The 16,885-nt window shown below is 69.6% G+C and carries 17 protein-coding genes; 9 read left to right on the top strand and 8 right to left on the bottom strand.

Translation table 11 applies throughout. The features are described 5' to 3' along the window. Positions 1–146 precede the first annotated feature (146 nt). Both ACLQ2O_RS09955 and ACLQ2O_RS09950 read left to right on the top strand, forming a co-directional pair. Positions 147–1,298 carry a helix-turn-helix domain-containing protein gene (locus ACLQ2O_RS09955; RefSeq protein WP_425829572.1) on the top strand — a complete coding sequence of 384 codons (1,152 nt, stop codon included), beginning with the start codon at positions 147–149 and terminating at the stop codon, positions 1,296–1,298. Continuing rightward, on the top strand, positions 1,295–2,473 hold the full coding sequence (locus ACLQ2O_RS09950; protein ID WP_425829570.1) for a hypothetical protein: 1,179 nt from the start codon (positions 1,295–1,297) through the stop codon (positions 2,471–2,473). Before ACLQ2O_RS09955 ends, ACLQ2O_RS09950 begins: the two co-directional genes overlap by 4 nt. Here the strand turns inward: ACLQ2O_RS09950 and ACLQ2O_RS09945 are convergent. Then, positions 2,436–3,020, bottom strand: coding sequence for a hypothetical protein (locus tag ACLQ2O_RS09945; protein ID WP_425829568.1), 585 nt, complete (start codon positions 3,018–3,020; stop codon positions 2,436–2,438). The two genes, ACLQ2O_RS09950 and ACLQ2O_RS09945, sit on opposite strands and share 38 nt — an antisense overlap. An 83-nt stretch (positions 3,021–3,103) precedes the next feature. Further along, a complete protein-coding gene (locus ACLQ2O_RS09940; RefSeq protein WP_425829566.1) occupies positions 3,104–3,391 on the bottom strand; it encodes a hypothetical protein in 288 nt (95 codons plus the stop codon). Between the two features lie 107 nt (positions 3,392–3,498). Between ACLQ2O_RS09940 and ACLQ2O_RS09935 the strand changes: the two genes are divergently transcribed. After that, complete coding sequence (locus tag ACLQ2O_RS09935; protein ID WP_425829564.1) at positions 3,499–3,660, top strand: hypothetical protein; 162 nt, start codon at positions 3,499–3,501, stop codon at positions 3,658–3,660. Positions 3,661–4,279: 619 nt separating this feature from the next. Here the strand turns inward: ACLQ2O_RS09935 and pdxS are convergent. Next, positions 4,280–5,179 carry a pyridoxal 5'-phosphate synthase lyase subunit PdxS gene (gene pdxS / locus ACLQ2O_RS09930; protein ID WP_425829562.1) on the bottom strand — a complete coding sequence of 300 codons (900 nt, stop codon included), beginning with the start codon at positions 5,177–5,179 and terminating at the stop codon, positions 4,280–4,282. Positions 5,180–5,257: 78 nt separating this feature from the next. Further along, the gene (locus ACLQ2O_RS09925; RefSeq protein ID WP_425829560.1) at positions 5,258–6,613 is read right to left on the bottom strand and encodes a PLP-dependent aminotransferase family protein; all 1,356 of its coding nucleotides are present in this window, start codon (positions 6,611–6,613) and stop codon (positions 5,258–5,260) included. A 74-nt stretch (positions 6,614–6,687) separates the two neighbouring features. Between ACLQ2O_RS09925 and ACLQ2O_RS09920 the strand changes: the two genes are divergently transcribed. Then, the gene (locus ACLQ2O_RS09920; RefSeq protein ID WP_425829558.1) at positions 6,688–8,346 is read left to right on the top strand and encodes a bifunctional 3'-5' exonuclease/DNA polymerase; all 1,659 of its coding nucleotides are present in this window, start codon (positions 6,688–6,690) and stop codon (positions 8,344–8,346) included. Here the strand turns inward: ACLQ2O_RS09920 and ACLQ2O_RS09915 are convergent. Both ACLQ2O_RS09915 and ACLQ2O_RS09910 read right to left on the bottom strand, forming a co-directional pair. Further along, positions 8,328–9,293 carry an RNA polymerase subunit sigma-70 gene (locus ACLQ2O_RS09915; RefSeq protein WP_425829556.1) on the bottom strand — a complete coding sequence of 322 codons (966 nt, stop codon included), beginning with the start codon at positions 9,291–9,293 and terminating at the stop codon, positions 8,328–8,330. The genes ACLQ2O_RS09920 and ACLQ2O_RS09915 overlap by 19 nt on opposite strands. Next, entirely contained in the window at positions 9,290–9,778 is a 489-nt protein-coding gene (locus ACLQ2O_RS09910; RefSeq protein WP_425829554.1) for a hypothetical protein, read from the bottom strand. Before ACLQ2O_RS09910 ends, ACLQ2O_RS09915 begins: the two co-directional genes overlap by 4 nt. A gap of 76 nt (positions 9,779–9,854) precedes the next feature. Between ACLQ2O_RS09910 and ACLQ2O_RS09905 the strand changes: the two genes are divergently transcribed. Both ACLQ2O_RS09905 and ACLQ2O_RS09900 read left to right on the top strand, forming a co-directional pair. Beyond that, entirely contained in the window at positions 9,855–10,658 is an 804-nt protein-coding gene (locus ACLQ2O_RS09905) for an S-methyl-5'-thioadenosine phosphorylase (RefSeq protein ID WP_425829552.1), read from the top strand. Next, positions 10,655–11,674 carry an NAD-dependent epimerase/dehydratase family protein gene (locus ACLQ2O_RS09900; protein ID WP_425829550.1) on the top strand — a complete coding sequence of 340 codons (1,020 nt, stop codon included), beginning with the start codon at positions 10,655–10,657 and terminating at the stop codon, positions 11,672–11,674. Before ACLQ2O_RS09905 ends, ACLQ2O_RS09900 begins: the two co-directional genes overlap by 4 nt. On the opposite strand, the gene ACLQ2O_RS09895 is transcribed toward ACLQ2O_RS09900, so the two are convergent. Both ACLQ2O_RS09895 and ACLQ2O_RS09890 read right to left on the bottom strand, forming a co-directional pair. Further along, positions 11,664–12,827, bottom strand: a complete 1,164-nt coding sequence (locus ACLQ2O_RS09895) for a sensor histidine kinase (protein ID WP_425829548.1) — start codon at positions 12,825–12,827, stop codon at positions 11,664–11,666. The genes ACLQ2O_RS09900 and ACLQ2O_RS09895 overlap by 11 nt on opposite strands. After that, positions 12,824–13,522, bottom strand: a complete 699-nt coding sequence (locus ACLQ2O_RS09890; protein ID WP_425829546.1) for a response regulator transcription factor — start codon at positions 13,520–13,522, stop codon at positions 12,824–12,826. The genes ACLQ2O_RS09895 and ACLQ2O_RS09890 overlap by 4 nt, the downstream gene beginning before the upstream one ends. Before the next feature lie 111 nt (positions 13,523–13,633). Here ACLQ2O_RS09890 and ACLQ2O_RS09885 point away from each other — a divergent pair, with 111 nt between their 5' ends. The 3 genes from ACLQ2O_RS09885 to ACLQ2O_RS09875 are packed head-to-tail and all read left to right on the top strand — an operon-like array spanning position 13,634 to position 16,850. Continuing rightward, positions 13,634–14,293, top strand: coding sequence for a glycosyltransferase family 2 protein (locus ACLQ2O_RS09885; RefSeq protein WP_425829544.1), 660 nt, complete (start codon positions 13,634–13,636; stop codon positions 14,291–14,293). Further along, on the top strand, positions 14,290–15,531 hold the full coding sequence (locus ACLQ2O_RS09880; RefSeq protein WP_425829542.1) for a DUF2064 domain-containing protein: 1,242 nt from the start codon (positions 14,290–14,292) through the stop codon (positions 15,529–15,531). Before ACLQ2O_RS09885 ends, ACLQ2O_RS09880 begins: the two co-directional genes overlap by 4 nt. Continuing rightward, on the top strand, positions 15,528–16,850 hold the full coding sequence (locus ACLQ2O_RS09875) for a glycosyltransferase 87 family protein (RefSeq protein WP_425829540.1): 1,323 nt from the start codon (positions 15,528–15,530) through the stop codon (positions 16,848–16,850). Before ACLQ2O_RS09880 ends, ACLQ2O_RS09875 begins: the two co-directional genes overlap by 4 nt. The last annotated feature ends 35 nt before the right edge of the window (positions 16,851–16,885 follow it).

Below are 16,885 nucleotides of genomic sequence, written 5' to 3'. Positions count from 1 at the left end.
TCTTGGTCGTTCTGCCATCAGATCTCCGATGTCGCACGGTGCCCGGACGACATCCACCGCCGCACTGACTCCGGAGGTGCCGCTCGAATCATCTTAGGAATATTTCGTGGTACTGTTCGGAGGAATCGTTCGAGGAAGGGGTGCTCGTGACCGTCGACGATCCGGCTATTGCCAGGATGCTTGTCCTGGCGCGAGAGTCTCGTGGGCTCACGCAGGGCGAGCTGGCCCGAAAGATGGAACCGCCTACTTCTGGCGGTCCGGTGAGCCAGGGCTACATCAGCAAGGCCGAGGCCGGCCGGCTGGCCGTCACTGGCGAGCGCCTGGACGCCTACGCCGACGCGCTGGGGTATCCGGCGGCACTACTGCGCGTGCCCGACCATGAGATCGGCGCTGGCGTAGGGCTGGTGCACCACCGGAAGAAGCAGTCGGTCTCGGCAGCCGAACTCCGTCGAATTCTGGCGGTTCTGAACCTGACCCGCCTGCAGATACGAGGGCTAGCGGGCGATCACCACCTGGCACCTGACGCCATTCCGCAGATCCCGGTGACTGACCTGGAATCGCCTCAAGACGCGGCCAGAGCGATCCGGGCCCGTTGGGGTGTTGCACCAGGCCCACTGACCTCTGTTGTGGAGTTACTGGAGACTGCAGGCGCCTGGGTCACAAGCCACGACCTCGTGCCCGCGGTACCACTGGACTCCGGAGCCGAAACGGTGCCGGTTGACGCCGTCAGCGCGCGCCCCGACGGTGAGGCTGCCCTCGTGCTGCTGAACACAGGTACGCCGGCAGAGCGGCAGCGGTTCACAGTCGCCCACGAATTGGGACACATGGTGATGCACCCGGTCCCACATCCGCAGCAAGAGCAGCAGGCGGATCAATTCGCGGCGGAACTGCTCATGCCACGACGCGACATCCATCCTGAGCTTCAGCGGCCACTCGACATCCCAGCGCTTCTGGAATTAAAGCGGCGTTGGCAGGTCTCGATGTGGGCTCTGCTGCGGCGCGCCAAGACGCTCGGCGCAGTCACCGACTGGCAATACCGCACGTTGGCGGTCGAGCTCTCCAGCCTCGGTTACCGCATCCGGGAACCCGAGCCGTTGACATCCGAGACGCCGTCGACGGTGCCAAGAATGATCGCGGCACACCGCCTATCTGGCCGATCGATGGACGACCTGTCCACAATGGCACTACTCCGACCAGCCGAGTTCGAGGCCTTGTACCTCGCAGCCGGCCGATCGGCAGGTGCCGCCGCCACATCCGAACCGCACACCGATCCCGACTCGGGGGCGACTACAAGATGACCGACAACGCACCTCCTTTGCCCGGCCCCAACCCTGCGTCCAGTGTTGTCAGCCGCAGCCAGCAAGGGCCTTCCGCTCCTCTCGGCGCAGCCGCGGCTTTGACCGACCGGATCCTGGTGCACGCCGCCGGAGCGACCGGTATCAGCATCGCCGGTGCGCTTCCGCCTGGCAGCAGTGGCCTCGTGTTGACTGGGAAGAAAGCCACCGAGAGCAGCCGCACGCTGCACCGATACTTGTTCGGCCAACCGGTCCTGATCGACCCGGAGGGCTACCTGGACGCTGCGGCAACTCCTGAGGCCCCATTTGTACTCCCCGGTGAAGGCCTGTTTCCGGTGGGTTTCGACGAGGTCTTGCAGGGCCAGCTCGATGCTGGGGCGACAGCCGCACTCACTCCGACCGGTTATCTGTTCGCCGGTGATACGGATGCACTCAAAGCCGCGATCAACGGAGTCAGCGCGCTGGGCCGCTCCGACACCATCCTCAGCCTTCCGCTGGATGTTGCCTGGTTCAACGGCGACCACATCGAGTCGCTCCTCGCGATCCTGTCCCGCTTCGAGGGGGCCAAGGCCGTGTTCCTCGGCGGGCAGTTCGACCCGATGCAGCGTTACAAGGCCGCAGTGACGAACCTGCGCCGGCTTGTCTCCGAAGCAGGCCACATCGCGGTGCTGCGCACCGACCTGACCGCGTTCGACGTCATGAGCCACGGCGCGTTCGCCGCCTCGATCGGTACCGGTGGCAGCCTGCGCCACGTCATCCCGTTCGGTCAGAAACCACGGTCGAGCAAGAACGATCAATCCCCCAGCGTGCTGTACGGCGAGCTCAAGAGCTTCCACAAGGGCAGCACTCTGGCCGAACGATTCGCCAACCACTACCCGCCTTCCTGCGCCAGATGCGACAGTCGGGGCCTGGACACCTTCCTGAAGAAGGCAGACGCTCCCGCGGCCCACTTGCACGGAATCCACACGTGGAGCGATTGGGCAGCGGAGATGCGTCAACAGGCCAGCCTGGACGACCGCGCGATCTGGTGGCGCAACGAGTCCTTGCTGGCCGAAGCCGAGGCCGAGATTGTCAGTGCCCGGATCGAGCAGGACGGCGCATTCGCCGCATCAGCGACCCTTGGAGCATGGGCCAATCTGCCTACCTGGCCACAGCCCCTGAAGGTCCAGACGGTGTAGACCTCCGGCCATCCGGCCCGCTGACCTGCTGCCAGACCCTCTCAGCGAACTGCCATTGCGCCGCAGTATGACGATGACGCACGTACGGGCGCGGCTCGACCAACATCTCAAAACCCTCGGATGCAGCCAGAAACAACCCGACGCCGTAGAACGATGCCCTCACAGCAGCGTCGGGCAAATCCTGCGGAAGCTGCCGTAATAACACCGCACGCTCACAGTACGGCGCGAACCTGCCGGCGGCCTTCAGCCCAGATCGCCAGTCCTGGGCACCCACCACTGCGAGGTCGACCGCCAGCGGCGCGGTCAACACCCTGCGCACCAGATCGACAGAGATTTCGACTACCCCCGGCGGCAACTGCGCGAGCACGGCCAGCTCGTCCGCGTCCAGAGTCGCTAGCTGCACCGGGAATCCATCCGGCAGATTCATCAGGGTGTCGAGGACATCCAACTGCACGACGCCAGCAGTCCCGCCGATCAGGCGTCGCTGTACCTCAGACTGAATCTCACGGTAGACCACCCCGGCTACACCACCGAACAGCTCCACCACTGCCCACTGCTGATCGGGAGCGACCGGTCGCGCGGGCCGACCTGCGGCCGCTGCCCGGACTGCCTCCATGAGAGTCCCCCGGGTCATTCGGTCCGCCTCTCGATGTCATTCAGCTCCCGCGCCAGCACACGCACCGTTCGCCATACCCGGTGCTCGCTGGCCACATACCAACGCCGTCGTTCACCCGGTACCGGTGCAAGCCTGATGGCGAGTCCCGCCTCCAGCAAATCCTTCAATGGTGCGTAGTACACACTCGCCGGTACCTTATGCGCCGCTGCCAGAGTCGAGACACTCACTCCCCCTTTACCTGCCTCCGCCAGTGCCGCGAGCAGATCCAGCTTGTAACGGTTTCCGAACAGCAGAACCGACATCCGCCGCTCCGTCACCTCCGTCATCCTCGCCACAACACAAGATTAATGATTCATGAATCATTAATCAAGAAGCAAACGGGCTCACCTGCTGGGAGGGTTGGCAGCATTTGTTCACCCCGCTGGAGAAGTCCGTTCTGCGTGGACTCGCCGACGACTTGACCGTCGTCGAGATCGCTGCCCAGACAGAGCTGACGTCCGAGGAGATCGTCGAGATCCAGGCGCTGATCATCGAGAAGATCAACCTACCCAACGCCATCGAGAACCGCTGAGCATCCGGGACCGGTGCATGAGTCAGGCGACGCGCCGTAGACACAGCTGCGGGCCTGGTCGGACGATGTTGGTCGCGTCGTCAGCCATGCCGTTGAGGGGCGTGGTCGAGGTTTGGGCTGATGGGGTGGAGGTTGAAACAGCCTCGCCCACGAGGAACAACTCTTCACCGACCAGCTACCGGCAGCCGGCGTCGGCGTCACCCACCAGCGCTGCCCTGACAGCGACCACGGCTTCACCCACTGCCTCCCAGCCGACGTCGCCCAGCACGCCCTGACCGCAATACTCACCCAACTGCGAGCCATCTACGGCCATTGATGACCGCTGAGCCCCATTACCCGGGGAGCTGCCGGCAAGCAGACGGATTGAACGGGCCGCGGAGGTTCCTCCGCGGCCCGCGAACATCCGAATCTGACCTACGGACAGCCGATGCCAACCCCGATCTGCGAGGCGTCGGGCCTCAGCTCCGGGCTCACGCAACGTGAGATTTTTGCCAATCGCCCATGCCGTGGTCCAAAATTGCCGACGCCTTGGTCGACCAGCTCCCAACCTCAACGGGGCCGACAGCTCACAAGCGGTTTGCGCTGGAATCTGAGGCGAAATCAAAACAAAGCTGGCCGGCTACCAACCACGCTCGGCGAGGCGATGAGCGACGGGCAGCTGGTCGACGTTGATGCCGACCATGGCCTCGCCGAGGCCGCGGGAGACCTTGGCGATGACGTCGGGATCGTCGTGGAAGGTGGTGGCCTTGACGATCGCTTCGGCGCGCTGGGCCGGGTTGCCGGACTTGAAGATGCCGGAGCCGACGAAGACGCCCTCGGCGCCGAGCTGCATCATCATCGCGGCGTCGGCCGGGGTGGCGATGCCGCCGGCGGTGAACAGCACGACCGGGAGCTTCCCGAGCTGAGCGACCTCCTTCACCAGCTCGTACGGCGCCTGCAGCTCCTTGGCCGCGACGAACAGCTCGTCCTCGGGAAGGTTCTGCAGCCGGCGCAACTCCTGGCGGATCTGGCGCATGTGGGTGGTCGCGTTGGACACGTCACCGGTGCCGGCCTCGCCCTTGGAGCGGATCATCGCCGCGCCCTCGGTGATCCGGCGCAGCGCTTCGCCCAGGTTGGTCGCGCCGCAGACGAACGGGACGGTGAAGTTCCACTTGTCGATGTGGTTGGCGTAGTCGGCGGGGGTGAGCACCTCGGACTCGTCGATGTAGTCGACGCCGAGGCTCTGCAGCACCTGGGCCTCGACGAAGTGACCGATCCGGGCCTTGGCCATCACCGGGATCGAGACCGCGCTGACGATCGCGTCGATCATGTCCGGGTCGCTCATCCGGGACACGCCACCCTGGGCGCGGATGTCGGCCGGGACCCGCTCGAGCGCCATCACCGCGACGGCGCCGGCGTCCTCGGCGATCTTGGCCTGCTCGGCGGTGACGACGTCCATGATCACGCCGCCCTTGAGCATCTCCGCCATGCCACGCTTGACCTTCGCGGTGCCGGTCTGCGGTGCGGTGGTCTCAGTCACTTCGGGGTCCTCCTGGTCAGAACTGGGTACGTCGCCAGCCTAGGACGGCCACGACCCCAGTGATCAGTCCACCCTGGATCAACTGGACCGATCCATCGCGGCGGTCAGCCGGGCCACCACCAGCCGCAGCGTCGCGGGCGGCGCGGTGAACGGGATCCGCAGGTGCCTCCGGTCGGTGCCGTCCGGGGTGAACAGGTCACCGGCCCCCAGCAGCAGGCCCTGCTCCCGCGCTGCCTCCAGCACCCGACGAGCCCGTACGTCGGTCAGCTCCAGCCACAGCGTCATACCACCGGTAGGAGTCGCCCACGCCACACCGGGCACTGTCTTCAGTCCGGTCTCCAACGCGGCCAGGTTGGCCCGGAGCCGGGTCTTGCGCCGGGAGATCACCCGGTCGAGCCGGTCCAGCATCGCCAACGCCAGCAGGTCGTCCAGCGCACTGGGCGACGTCACACTCAGGTGCGCCGAGGTGTTGATCTTCCTGCGCAGCTGACGACCGGTGCGGACCCAGCCGACGCGCAGGCCTCCCCACACCGTCTTGCTGAGCGAGCCGACGCTGACTGTGCGCGGGTAGCGGCTCAGCGGGTCGGCCTGCTTGCCGCTGGCGAGCCAGAGCGGTCGCATGGTCTCGTCACTGATCAGGGCGGCGCCGTACCGCCGGGCGATCTCCACCACCGCCGTACGCCGGTCCGCCGGCAGGCTGAGCCCTGTCGGGTTGTGGTTGTCGGCCTGCAGGTAGATGACCTTCGGCTTGTGCCGCCGGCAGAGGTGGGCGAGCTGGTCGGTGTCCCAGACGCCCGCGGGCCAGCCGACGACGTCGAGCCGGTGGTTGCGCAGCAGGTCGAAGGCAGCCGGGTACGTCGGGGTCTCGGTGATCGCCACGCCCGGCCCGAGGTCCAGCCCGGCCAGCGCCGCGTTGAGCCCAGCCGCCGCGCCCACTGTCAGCGTCAGCTGCCCCGGCTCGGTCGGCACACCCTCAGAGGTCAGCCGCTCGGCGAGCGCCGTACGGAGCTCCATCGACCCGCCCGACGGCGGTCCGTCCCCGCCCATCGCCTGCGGAAGTCCCTCAGCCACGATCTGCGCGGCCACCTCGGCCACGTCGTGCGGAGCCGCCGTGGTGGCGAACCGCAGGTCCAGCACCGGCTGGTCCCCCGGCGTCACCGTCGACACCGGAGCAATCGGGTCCAGCAGTCGGTCCAGCGGCCGCACGTGCGTCCCGGACCCACGCCTGGTCTCCAGTACGCCGTCCGCCCGCAACTGGTCGAGCGCCCTGACCACCGTCACCCGGCTCACGCCGAGCCGCTCGGCCAGCACCCGCTCCGACGGCAGCCGCGACCCGATCGACAGGTCGCCCCGCTCGATCCGCCGCAGCACCAACGCCTCGACCTGCTCGGTCCGGTTCCCGTCCGCCGGGTCCAGATCACTCCCCCGCCACATGAGTCCAGTCTGACACCACTGGCCTGATGCGACTGCATGACCGGACTGTCGGTGGCGGGTGCGAGGATCTCCGTGTGGACGAGAGATGGGCGATTGCTCCGACCGAAGGTGGTGGCGCACTGCTCGTCGCCCTTCACCCGGACGGTCAGCCCGCTGGTGAGATCGTCCAGGAGAACGACCTGGCGACTGCTGTGGCGTCCCGCCCTCAGGTCAGCAGATGGGTCTGGCGCTCGACGGCTGAGATCTACCCCCGCCTGCTCGCGGCCGGCGTACGGGTTGAGCGCTGCTACGACATCGAGACCGCCGAAGGGCTCCTGCTCGGACACGCGGGCCGACTCGGCGAGCCACGCTCGGCTGCAGCTGCCTGGGCTCGCCTCACCAACCGGCCGGTCCCAGCCGACCCACCGATGCGCGCCACCGAACCAGGCGGCGAGCAGTCCTCGCTGTTCGACATCGAGACCGAGCCGCTCCCCTTCGAAGCGCTCCTGCGGGTGTACGCCGACCAGCTGCGCCGCCATCACGACACCGAGCACCCGGACCGCATGCGCCTGCTCACCGCGTCGGAGTCCTCCGGCTGGCTCATCGCCACCGAGATGGACCGGGCCGGACTCCCGTGGAGCGCCGAGGACCACCGCGCCCTGCTGACCGAGCTCCTCGGCGAGCGGTACGCCGGTGGCGGCGAGCCGCGCCGCCTGACCGAGCTGGCCGAGCAGGTGTCGGCCGCGTTCGGCCGACGGGTGCGGCCCGACCTGCCGGCCGACGTACTGAAGGCGTTCAAGCAGGCCGGTCACCAGCTCAGCTCGACCAGGCGGTGGGAGCTGCAGACCATCGACCACCCGGCCGTCGAGCCGCTGATCGAGTACAAGAAGCTCTACCGGATCTACACCGCCAACGGCTGGAGCTGGCTGCACGACTGGGTCCACGACGGCCGCTTCCGCCCCGGCTTCGTGCCCGGCGGCACGGTGTCGGGCCGCTGGATCACCAACGGCGGTGGCGGCCTGCAGATCCCGAAGGTGATCCGCCGTGCGGTGGTCGCCGACCCCGGCTGGCGGCTGGTCGTCGCCGACGCGTCCCAGCTCGAACCACGCATCCTGGCCGCGATCTCCCGCGACCGGGCCTTCATGCAGGTCGCCGGCGACGCCGCCGACCTCTACAAGGCCGTCTCGGACAAAGCGTTCGAAGGTAATCGTGACAAGGCCAAGATCGCCGTGCTCGGCGCCATCTACGGGCAGACCTCCGGCGACGGCCTGAAGAACCTCGCTGACCTCCGTAAGCGATTCCCCCAGGCCGTCCAGTACGTCGACGACGCGGCCCGCGCGGGCGAGGAAGGCCGCCTGGTCCGCACGTGGCTCGGCCGCACCTGTCCCCCGTCCGGCTCCCAGCTCGACGCCGCGCAGCTGGAGGGTCCGCCCGCCGACGAGCCGCAGGTCGACGGACGCCGGGCCCGCGCTCGCGGCCGGTTCACCCGCAACTTCGTCGTCCAGGGCAGTGCGGCCGACTGGGCGGTGCTGATGATGGCCGCGCTGCGGCAGTCGATCGTGACGCTCAAGGCCGAGCTGGTCTTCTTCCAGCACGACGAGGTGATCGTGCACTGTCCCGCCGACGAGGCCGAGCAGGTCGCCGCCGCGATCCAGACCGCCGGCGACCTGGCCGGCACGCTCTGCTTCGGGACGACGCCGACCCGCTTCCCGTTCGGTACGGCGATCGTCGAGTGCTACGCCGACGCCAAGTAGGCCGGCAACCCCAGCAGCGCGAAGTCCATGCCCTCGAACGCGGTCATCTCGGCGACCAACCCGGCCTCGACCCGGAACACGGTCACCGCGAACGGCCGGAACCGGTCGTCACCCGCCGCCCGCAGGTAGGCCGCGGCGGCCGGCTGCCGATTGAGGCCAACGGCAACGAACCGCCAGGAACCCCGGTTGATCGGCCCACCCGGCGCGAAGTTCGCGGCGAACACCTGCTCGGCCTTGTTCCGCCCGGAGTACCAGAACGGGTACGGCGGCATGGTGACCCGCACGTCCTCGTGCATCAACGCGGCCAGGCCAACAGCGTCACCGGCCTCGAAGGCCGCCACGTACCTGGCCACCAACGCCTGCTCGTCAGCGGACGGCGAAGCAGCCCACTCGGTACGCCGTACCGGCAGGTGCTCGCGCAGCACCGGTCGCGCCCGCTGCAGCGCCGAGTTCGCCGCCGCCACCGACAGGTCGAGCACCTCCGCGGTCTCCTTGGCCGACCAGCCGAGCACGTCCCGGAAGATCAGCACCGCCCGCTGCCGCGGCGGCAGCTGCTGGATCGCCGTCAGGAACGCCAGCTCGATCGTCTCCCGCCGGATCACCTGCGCGTCCGGCTCCTCGGCCCGGTCGAGCAGCACGTCCGGGAACGGCTGCAGCCAGGGCAGGTCGTCGCGGGCGGGCAGCGCCTCGGCGGGGAACGACTCCGGCTCCAGCTGGTACGGCAGGACCCGGGCAGCACGGCGTACGTCGTCGAGGCAGGCGTTGGTAGCGATCCGGTAGAGCCAGGCGCGCAGACTCGACCGGCCCTCGAAGTCGTCGCGGGCCCGCCAGGCGCGCAGGTAGGTCTCCTGGACGAGGTCCTCGGCGTCGTCGTACGAGCCGAGCATGCGGTAGCAGTGCACGCGTAGCTCGTGCCGGTACCGCTCGGTCTCCTCGGCGAAGCTCAACTGCCGTCCTCCAACTCGATCGTGCCCGGCATCGGCGCGTGCCCGGCCAGCCGGAACCACGTCACCAGTCGGCGGGTCCGCAGGACGCGTGTCGACACCACGATGTCGTTGTGGAACCGCCGGGCCAACTGCACGCGCCGTACGGCGGCCGCCAGCTCTCCTGCCCACGGCTGCTCGTCCGTGCCGGTCGCGGCGATCGCTCGGGTCAGTGCGGACTCCCGCTGCTCTCGCTCCTGATCCGGCGCGGTCCTGGCCCGGTGGGCGGCGTCCAGCAGGAGCAGGGACGAGGCCGCGTCCAGTACGCCGCTGCCGGCCAGCTCGGCGACCAGCGCGGACCGGCGCGCCAGCTCCGTCTCCAGGCGAGCGCGAGCGGTGGCAACCCGGTGGTGCAGCCGGTCGAGCCGGCCGACCGTCCAGCTGCCGTAGACGATCACCACCAGCAGCACGGCCGCGCCGGCCAGCAGCAGGATGCCAGTGAACTCCACGCCCCATTCTTACGGCCTGCTGACAATCCCCGGGAATCGGCCAAGGGCCCGGCGAGGACCCCCTAGGTTCGAAGACATGGCAGAGATCGGTGTGATCGGTGGTTCCGGCTTCTACTCGTTCCTGGCCGACGCACGGCCCGTCCCGGTCGAGACGCCGTTCGGCCCACCCAGCGAGCCGCCGGTGGTCGGCGAGGTGAACGGCCGCGAGGTCGCTTTCATCCCGCGCCACGGCGCCGATCACCGCCTGCCGCCGCACCGCGTCAACTACCGCGCGAACCTGTGGGCCCTGCACTCCCTCGGCGTCCGCACCGTGCTCGGCCCGTGCGCCGTCGGCTCCCTGCGCCCCGAGCTCACCCCGGGCACGATCGTCGTCCCCGACCAGTACGTCGACCGCACCTGGGGCCGCGAGCACACTGTGTACGACGGAGAGCCGCGCCCGGTCGTGCACACCTCCCCCGCCGACCCGTACTGCCCGGTCACCCGCCGAACGGTCCTTGCCTCCAGCAATGAAATTGTGGATGGAGGCACCATGGTCGTCATCAACGGCCCACGTTTCTCCACCCGCGCCGAGTCCCACTGGCACGCCGCCCAGGGCTGGTCCCTGGTCGGCATGACCGGCGCCCCCGAAGCATCCATCGCCCGCGAGCTGGCGATGTGCTACACCTCGGTCGCCGTCGTCACCGACCACGACGCCGGTATCGCGACCGGCGAAGGCGTCACGCAGGCCGAGGTCTTCGCGGTGTTCGGCCGCAGCATCGAGCGCCTCAAGGCCCTGCTCACCGACGTGATCGGCCGGCTCCCGACCGGCGACTGCACCTGTCACCACTCTCTCGACGGCACCGCCGCCGAGCACCTGTGGACAACCCAGGTGGCCCGATGAGAGTCCTGCTCACCGGCGGCGCCGGTTTCATCGGGCAGCACGTCCACACCCAGCTGCTTGCCGAGGGCCACCACCCGGTCGTCTTCGACTCGCTCCGCCCCGACGTCCACACCACGCCGCCCGCGATCGACCTGACCGTCGGCGACATCCGCGACCCCGACGCCGTCGCCGACGCGCTGCGAGGCGTCGACGTCGTGATCCACCTGGCCGCCAAGGTCGGCCTCGGCGTCGACCTCGACGACATCGACGACTACGTCTCCAGCAACAGCCTCGGCACCGCCGTACTGCTCAAGCAGCTCGCCCACAGCGACGTGCGGAGCCTCGTGTACGCCAGCTCCATGGTCGTGTACGGCGAAGGCCGCTACGAGTGCGACCGGCACGGCCTGGTCGCGCCCGGCCCCCGCCGTACCGAGGACCTGGACGCCGGACGCTTCGAGCCGCCCTGCCCGATCTGCGGCGAGCAGCTGCGCCCCGGACTGGTCGACGAGACCGCTCCGGCCGACCCGCGCAACACCTACGCCGCCACCAAGCTCAACGGCGAGCACCTGGCGTCCACGTGGGCCCGCGAGACCGGCGGCCGCGTCGCCGCCCTGCGCTTCCACAACGTCTACGGCCCCGGCATGCCCCGCAACACCCCGTACGCCGGGGTGGCGTCGCTCTTCCGCTCGGCACTCGCCCGTGGCGAGGCCCCGCGGGTGTACGAGGACGGCGGCCAGCGCCGCGACTTCATCCACGTCCACGACATCGCCACGGCGGTCACCACAGCGGCCACCACCGTGCAGGACGCGCCCGCCTTCACGGCGTACAACGTCGGCAGTGGAACGGTCCACACCATCGCCGACCTCGCCACCGAACTGGCCACGGCCCTCAACGGACCAAAGCCTGTCGTCACCGGTCAGTACCGGCTCGGCGACGTCCGGCACATCACGGCCAGCTCCCAGCGTCTGCGCGACACCCTCGGCTGGAAGCCGACCTACGACCTCGCGACAGGGATCGCCGACCTCGTCAGCCGTTGACGGGTGCGTTCACCTGCGGCAGATCGATGCTGAACGCGCACCCACCCGGGACGTTGCTGACCTCGATCGTGCCTTCGTGCGACTCGACCACACCGCGGGCGATCGCCAGTCCCAGGCCCCCGCCGCTGCTGTCGGCGGACGTCGAGGCCGGCGTCCGCTGCTCGTCGCCGCGCCAGCCGATGTCGAAGACCCGCTCCAGGTCGTCGGTGGGGATCCCGCCGCAGCCGTCGGTCACAGCGAGCCGCACTCGCCCGTCGGTCTCCCGGTCGACCGCGACCTTCACCGTGCCGCCAGGAGCCGTGTGGCGGATCGCGTTGCCCACCAGGTTCGTCACCGCGCGGGTGAGCTCGTCCGCGTCGCCGTGAACCGCCAGGCGGTCGTCGTCAGCCGGTGCGGTCACCGCGACCGTCACCCCGTTGGCACGTGCGTGCTCGCAGGTCTCCCCCGCCACGTCCTCGGCCAGCTCGCGCAGACTCACCGCGGACCGGCGCCGCGGTGGCGGAGCGGCTGACAGGCGAGACAGCTCGAACAGGTCGTCCACCAACCCGGTCATCCGGTCCACCGTGGTCCGCATCTGCCGCAGCGCGGCCGGCGCGTCCTCGATGACACCGTCCTCCAGCCCCTCCGACAGCGCGCGCAGCCCGGCCAGCGGCGTACGGAGGTCGTGCGACATGAAGGCGACCAGCTCGCGCCGGCTGGACTCCAGGGCGCGCTCCCGGTCCCGCGAGGCCGCCAGGCGTGCCCTGGTCGACTCCAACTCGTCGGTGAGGTCAGCCAGCTCGGCGGGCACGTTGCCGTTCTTCACCGCGCCCACTGCCTCGTACGACGTACCGAGGTCGCGCAGGCGACGCCCGACGTCCCGCGAGCCCGTGCTGATCCAGTGCGCGAGTACGACGGACATCGCCAGTCCGAGCAGTCCGGAGAACGCCAGCGTCCACAGCACCACCAGCGAGTCGTGCGTGGAGATGAACATCGCCCGCACGCTCTGCCCGATCGCCGCCAGCGCTGCCACCAGCGGCGCCAGGGCGACCACGATGATCGTGACCCGCAGCGAGCGGCGCCGGAACTGCCAGAGCACCAGCGCGCCGATCGCACCGACCACCAGCGTCCACAGGGCCGTCAGCGCGAGGATCGTGAACTGGTCGCGGTTCACTGGGCCTCACCCGCGAAGCGGTAGCCGGTCCGCGGCACCGTCAGCACCAGCTTCGGGTCGGACGGGTCGGCCTCGATCTTCTCCCGCAGCCGCCGGATGTGCACGGTGACCGTCGACGAGTCGCCGAAGTCCCAGCCCCAGACACGCCGTAGCAGCTCGGCCTTGGTGTACGCCTTGCCCGGGTGCGCGACCAGGAACGTCAGCAGGTCGAACTCGCGGTGCGTCAGCGCCAGCTCCGCGCCGTCCAACGTCGCCGTCCGCGCCGCTGTGTCGACGACGATCGGACCCGCGTGCAGCTTGGTCGGTGTCAGGTCGAGTCCGGCCAGCCGCTCCTCCCGCCGCAGCATGGCCTGCACCCGCAGCGTCAGCTCACGCGGGCTGAACGGCTTGACCACGTAGTCGTCCGCACCGAACTCCAGCCCGACCAGGCGGTCCTCCTCCTCGCCACGGGCCGACAGCATGATCACCGCCGCACCGTCGTCGGCGGCCCGCAGCCGGCGCAGCACCTCCAGGCCGGACAGCCCGGGCAGCATCACGTCCAGTACGACGACCGACGGCTTCCACTGCTGCCAGACCTCGACCGCCGTCACGCCGTCCGCGACCACGCGGGCGTCGTACCCGGCCTTGGTCAGGTACGCCGAGACGACGTTCGACACGGTCGGGTCGTCGTCCACCACGAGCACACGAGTAGCCACGGTAAGAGCCTAAGTCGTCGGCCACGCCGCTCCCGCCACGTGAACGGGCCGTAAGCGACCTGTAGTCGCTCTGTGCGCCGCAAGTCGCGGAATTCTCCCTACGGTCGAGAGGTGTCTGTTGCCGAGGTCGACCTGGTCCTGCCGTGTCTCAACGAGGCCGCCGCGCTCCCCTGGGTGCTGGGGCGGCTGCCGGACGGCGTACGAGCTGTTGTCGTGGACAACGGTTCCACCGACGGCTCCGCGGAGATCGCCGCGCAGTTCGGAGCCACCGTGGTCCCGTGCGCGATCCGCGGGTACGGCGCGGCCTGCCACACCGGGCTGGAGGCGGCTACTGCCGACGTGGTCGCGTTCCTGGACGCCGACGCGTCGCTGGACCCGCGGCAGCTGGTCCGGGTCACCGCACCCGTTCTGTCCGGTCGCATCGACCTGATGGTCGGGCGGCGCCGGCCGGTCGGTCGCAACGTCTGGCCGTGGCACCTGCGGCTGGCCAACGCCGAGCTGTCCCGCCGCATCCGCCGCCGGACCGCCGTACAGCTGCACGATCTCGGTCCGATGCGTGCTGCCCGGCGTGAGGCACTGCTGGGACTGGAGCTGGTCGACAGGCGGTCGGGCTACCCCCTGGAGACAGTGGTGAAGGCTGCGGACGCCGGCTGGCGGATCGCCGAGGTCGACGTCGACTACCTGCCCCGCTCCGGTCGCTCCAAGGTCACCGGTACCCCGCTGGGCGCGGCCCGCGCGGTGAAGGACATGTCGAAGGTGCTGGGCCGATGAACACGCTGATCGTCATCGCCAAGGAACCACGGCCCGGCCAGGTGAAGACACGGCTCCAGTCCGAGTTCACCCCGAAGGAGGCGGCCGCTCTCGCCCGCGCCTCCCTCTCCGACACCCTGGCCGCCGTCAGCGCGGCACCTGCGCACAGGTACGTCTTGGCCCTGGACGGCGATCCCGGCCCGTGGCTGCCCGACCACTTCGCCGTCGTCGCCCAGCGCGGCAACGGACTCGACGAGCGCCTCGCCGGTGCCTTCGAGGACGCGTACGACGGTACGCCGATGCTCCTGGTCGGCATGGACACGCCGCAGCTGACTCCGGCGCTGCTGGACGTCGACTGGGAGGGCCACGACGCCGTCCTCGGATTGACCGAGGACGGCGGCTACTGGTGCCTCGGGCTGCGTGCACCTGACCGGTGGGCGCTGGTCGGCGTACCGATGTCCACCGATCACACCGGACAGGACCAGCTGACCCGGCTGGAGGCACTGGGCTACAAGGTGAAGCTGCTGCCGAGCCTGCGCGACATGGACACCCCGGTGGACGCCGCGGTGATCGCCGCGGCGTACCCGGAACTGCGGGTGTCGCGGCTGCACCGGCGGCTGCAGACATCGGCTCACCCGGCTTTGCTGTTCGAGCGGGCGCTGGACGGCCTGGAGGTTGTTGCTACCGGCACCGACGGGCAGATGGTGCCGTCGCTGAGCGAGATGGACCGGTGGACAGCTCCGGCCGACGAAGCGGACCAGCTGGCGCTGAGCCGCTGCGAGGGGCCGGTACTGGACATCGGCTGCGGGCCGGGCCGGATCGTGACAGCCCTTGCGGAGCAGGGCATCGCGGCACTCGGCGTGGACATCTCCGAGCAGGCCGTCCGGCTGACGACGAAGCGCGGTGCGCCCGCCCTCCTCCGGCCGGTCGAGGCCGCGCTGCCCGGTGAGGGGCGGTGGGGCAGTGTCCTGCTCATGGACGGCAACATCGGCATTGGCGGTCGCCCTGAGTCCTTGCTTCGCCGCTGCGCCGAACTGATCCGACCCGACGGCATGGTCCTGGTCGAGGTGGACCCGGACGACGACCTCGACGACACCCACCCGATCGTCCTCCGTACGACGACCGGCCGTCGGTCCCACCCGCTCCCCTGGGCCCGGCTCGGCACCCGGGCCGTCCTCCGGCACGCCCACGCCGCAGGTCTGCACCCGACCGAGGACTGGCGAACCAGCCACCGCGCCTTCCTCACCTTCCGCAGATGAAGCTCCTCCTGGTCGCGGTCGCGTGCAGCACAGCGGTGATCGTCGCAGCCGCCCACAGCTGGTACCCGAACGCACTTCTGCTCGGCACCACCGTCCTCCTGCTCGTCCTCCTCAAGTTCGCCCGCACCAAGTCCGTCCTGCTCCTGGTCGCAGGCGCCGCCCTGTGCCAGGTGCCCGGCCTCACCCACGCCCCGATCACCAGCACCGACGCCTACCGCTACGTCTGGGACGGCCGGGTCCAGCTCTCCGGCTCCTCGCCGTACTCGCACGTCCCGCTCGACGACGCCCTGGCCAAGCTCCGCGACCCCATCCTCTTCCCCGGCCTCACGCCCCAGGACCGCACCGGCATCACCGCGCCACCGACCGCCGACGCCTCCGTCGACGACGACCCCCGCACCCGGATCAACCGCCCCCAGGTCCCCACCATCTACCCACCCGTCGCCCAGGCGTACTTCACCGTGGTCGCGCTGGTCACTCCCTGGTCGGCGGGCACCCTCGGCCTGCAACTGGCCGCGGCGCTGGTGGCCGTTGGACTCACCTGGCTACTCGCTGTCGAACTGAAGCGCCGCGGCCGTGATCCGCGCTGGGCAGCGCTGTGGGGTTGGTCACCGATCGTGGCGCTCGAGGCAAGCAGCGCCGCACACGTCGACGTGCTCGCCGCGCTGCTCATCATCGCGGCGCTCACCCGCCGTCGCGCGTGGCTCCTCGGCCTCCTCCTCGGCGCGGCCGGCGCCGTCAAGCTCCTCCCGCTCCTCCTGCTTCCGGCGATCCCCCGGCTCCGTCCGAAATTCGTTGCTGTCGGCACCTTCTTGGCGAGCTACGTCCCGCACCTGCTCGTCGCCGGCACGCTGGTCGCGGGCTTCCTGCCCGGCTACCTCAACCAGGAGGGCTTCTCCGACGGCAGTTCCCGGTTCGCGATTCTCGCGCTGGTGCTGCCTCCTGACGCCCGTCAGCTCGTCGCTGGGGTCCTCGCGGTGGGGCTCGCGCTGCTGGCCCTGCGCCGGCACGGCCGCGAGCCGGTCGCCGTCACCTGCTGCTGGCTGTACGGCGCCGCGCTGCTCGTCGCGACCCCGACGTACCCCTGGTACGGCCTGCCGTTGATCGCGCTGGCCGTGCTCGCCGGGCGGATCGAGTGGGTCGCCGTACCGCTCGCTGCGTACTGGGCCTACGCGAGCTACGGTCACGACCTCCGGCAAGGCCTGGTCCAGCTCGCGGCCTTGTTGATCGTCGTCGCGGCGATTACACTGCGTCACTATCCGAGCGCGTTCTCCAGGTTGATTTCTGGCCGCGCCGCTCGGACACTGATCCGGGCGCCGTAGCCACGGAGCCTTGAAGGCTGCACCCGAAAGGCGCC

The organism is Kribbella sp. DT2, from assembly GCF_049844575.1.
Taxonomy (GTDB): Bacteria; Actinomycetota; Actinomycetes; order Propionibacteriales; family Kribbellaceae; genus Kribbella.
The sequence above is the reverse complement of the archived record's forward strand: the minus strand, read 5'-3'. Positions and strand labels throughout refer to the sequence as shown.

What these genes read in the sequence shown, in the direction of transcription:
- ACLQ2O_RS09950 (WP_425829570.1), top strand. Translation starts at nt 1,295, where the DNA reads ATGACCGACAACGCACCTCCTTTGCCCGGCCCCAACCCTGCGTCCAGT.
- ACLQ2O_RS09940 (WP_425829566.1), bottom strand. Translation starts at nt 3,391, where the DNA reads ATGTCGGTTCTGCTGTTCGGAAACCGTTACAAGCTGGATCTGCTCGCG.
- ACLQ2O_RS09925 (WP_425829560.1), bottom strand. Translation starts at nt 6,613, where the DNA reads ATGTGGCGGGGGAGTGATCTGGACCCGGCGGACGGGAACCGGACCGAG.
- ACLQ2O_RS09905 (WP_425829552.1), top strand. Translation starts at nt 9,855, where the DNA reads ATGGCAGAGATCGGTGTGATCGGTGGTTCCGGCTTCTACTCGTTCCTG.
- ACLQ2O_RS09900 (WP_425829550.1), top strand. Translation starts at nt 10,655, where the DNA reads ATGAGAGTCCTGCTCACCGGCGGCGCCGGTTTCATCGGGCAGCACGTC.
- ACLQ2O_RS09880 (WP_425829542.1), top strand. Translation starts at nt 14,290, where the DNA reads ATGAACACGCTGATCGTCATCGCCAAGGAACCACGGCCCGGCCAGGTG.
- ACLQ2O_RS09875 (WP_425829540.1), top strand. Translation starts at nt 15,528, where the DNA reads ATGAAGCTCCTCCTGGTCGCGGTCGCGTGCAGCACAGCGGTGATCGTC.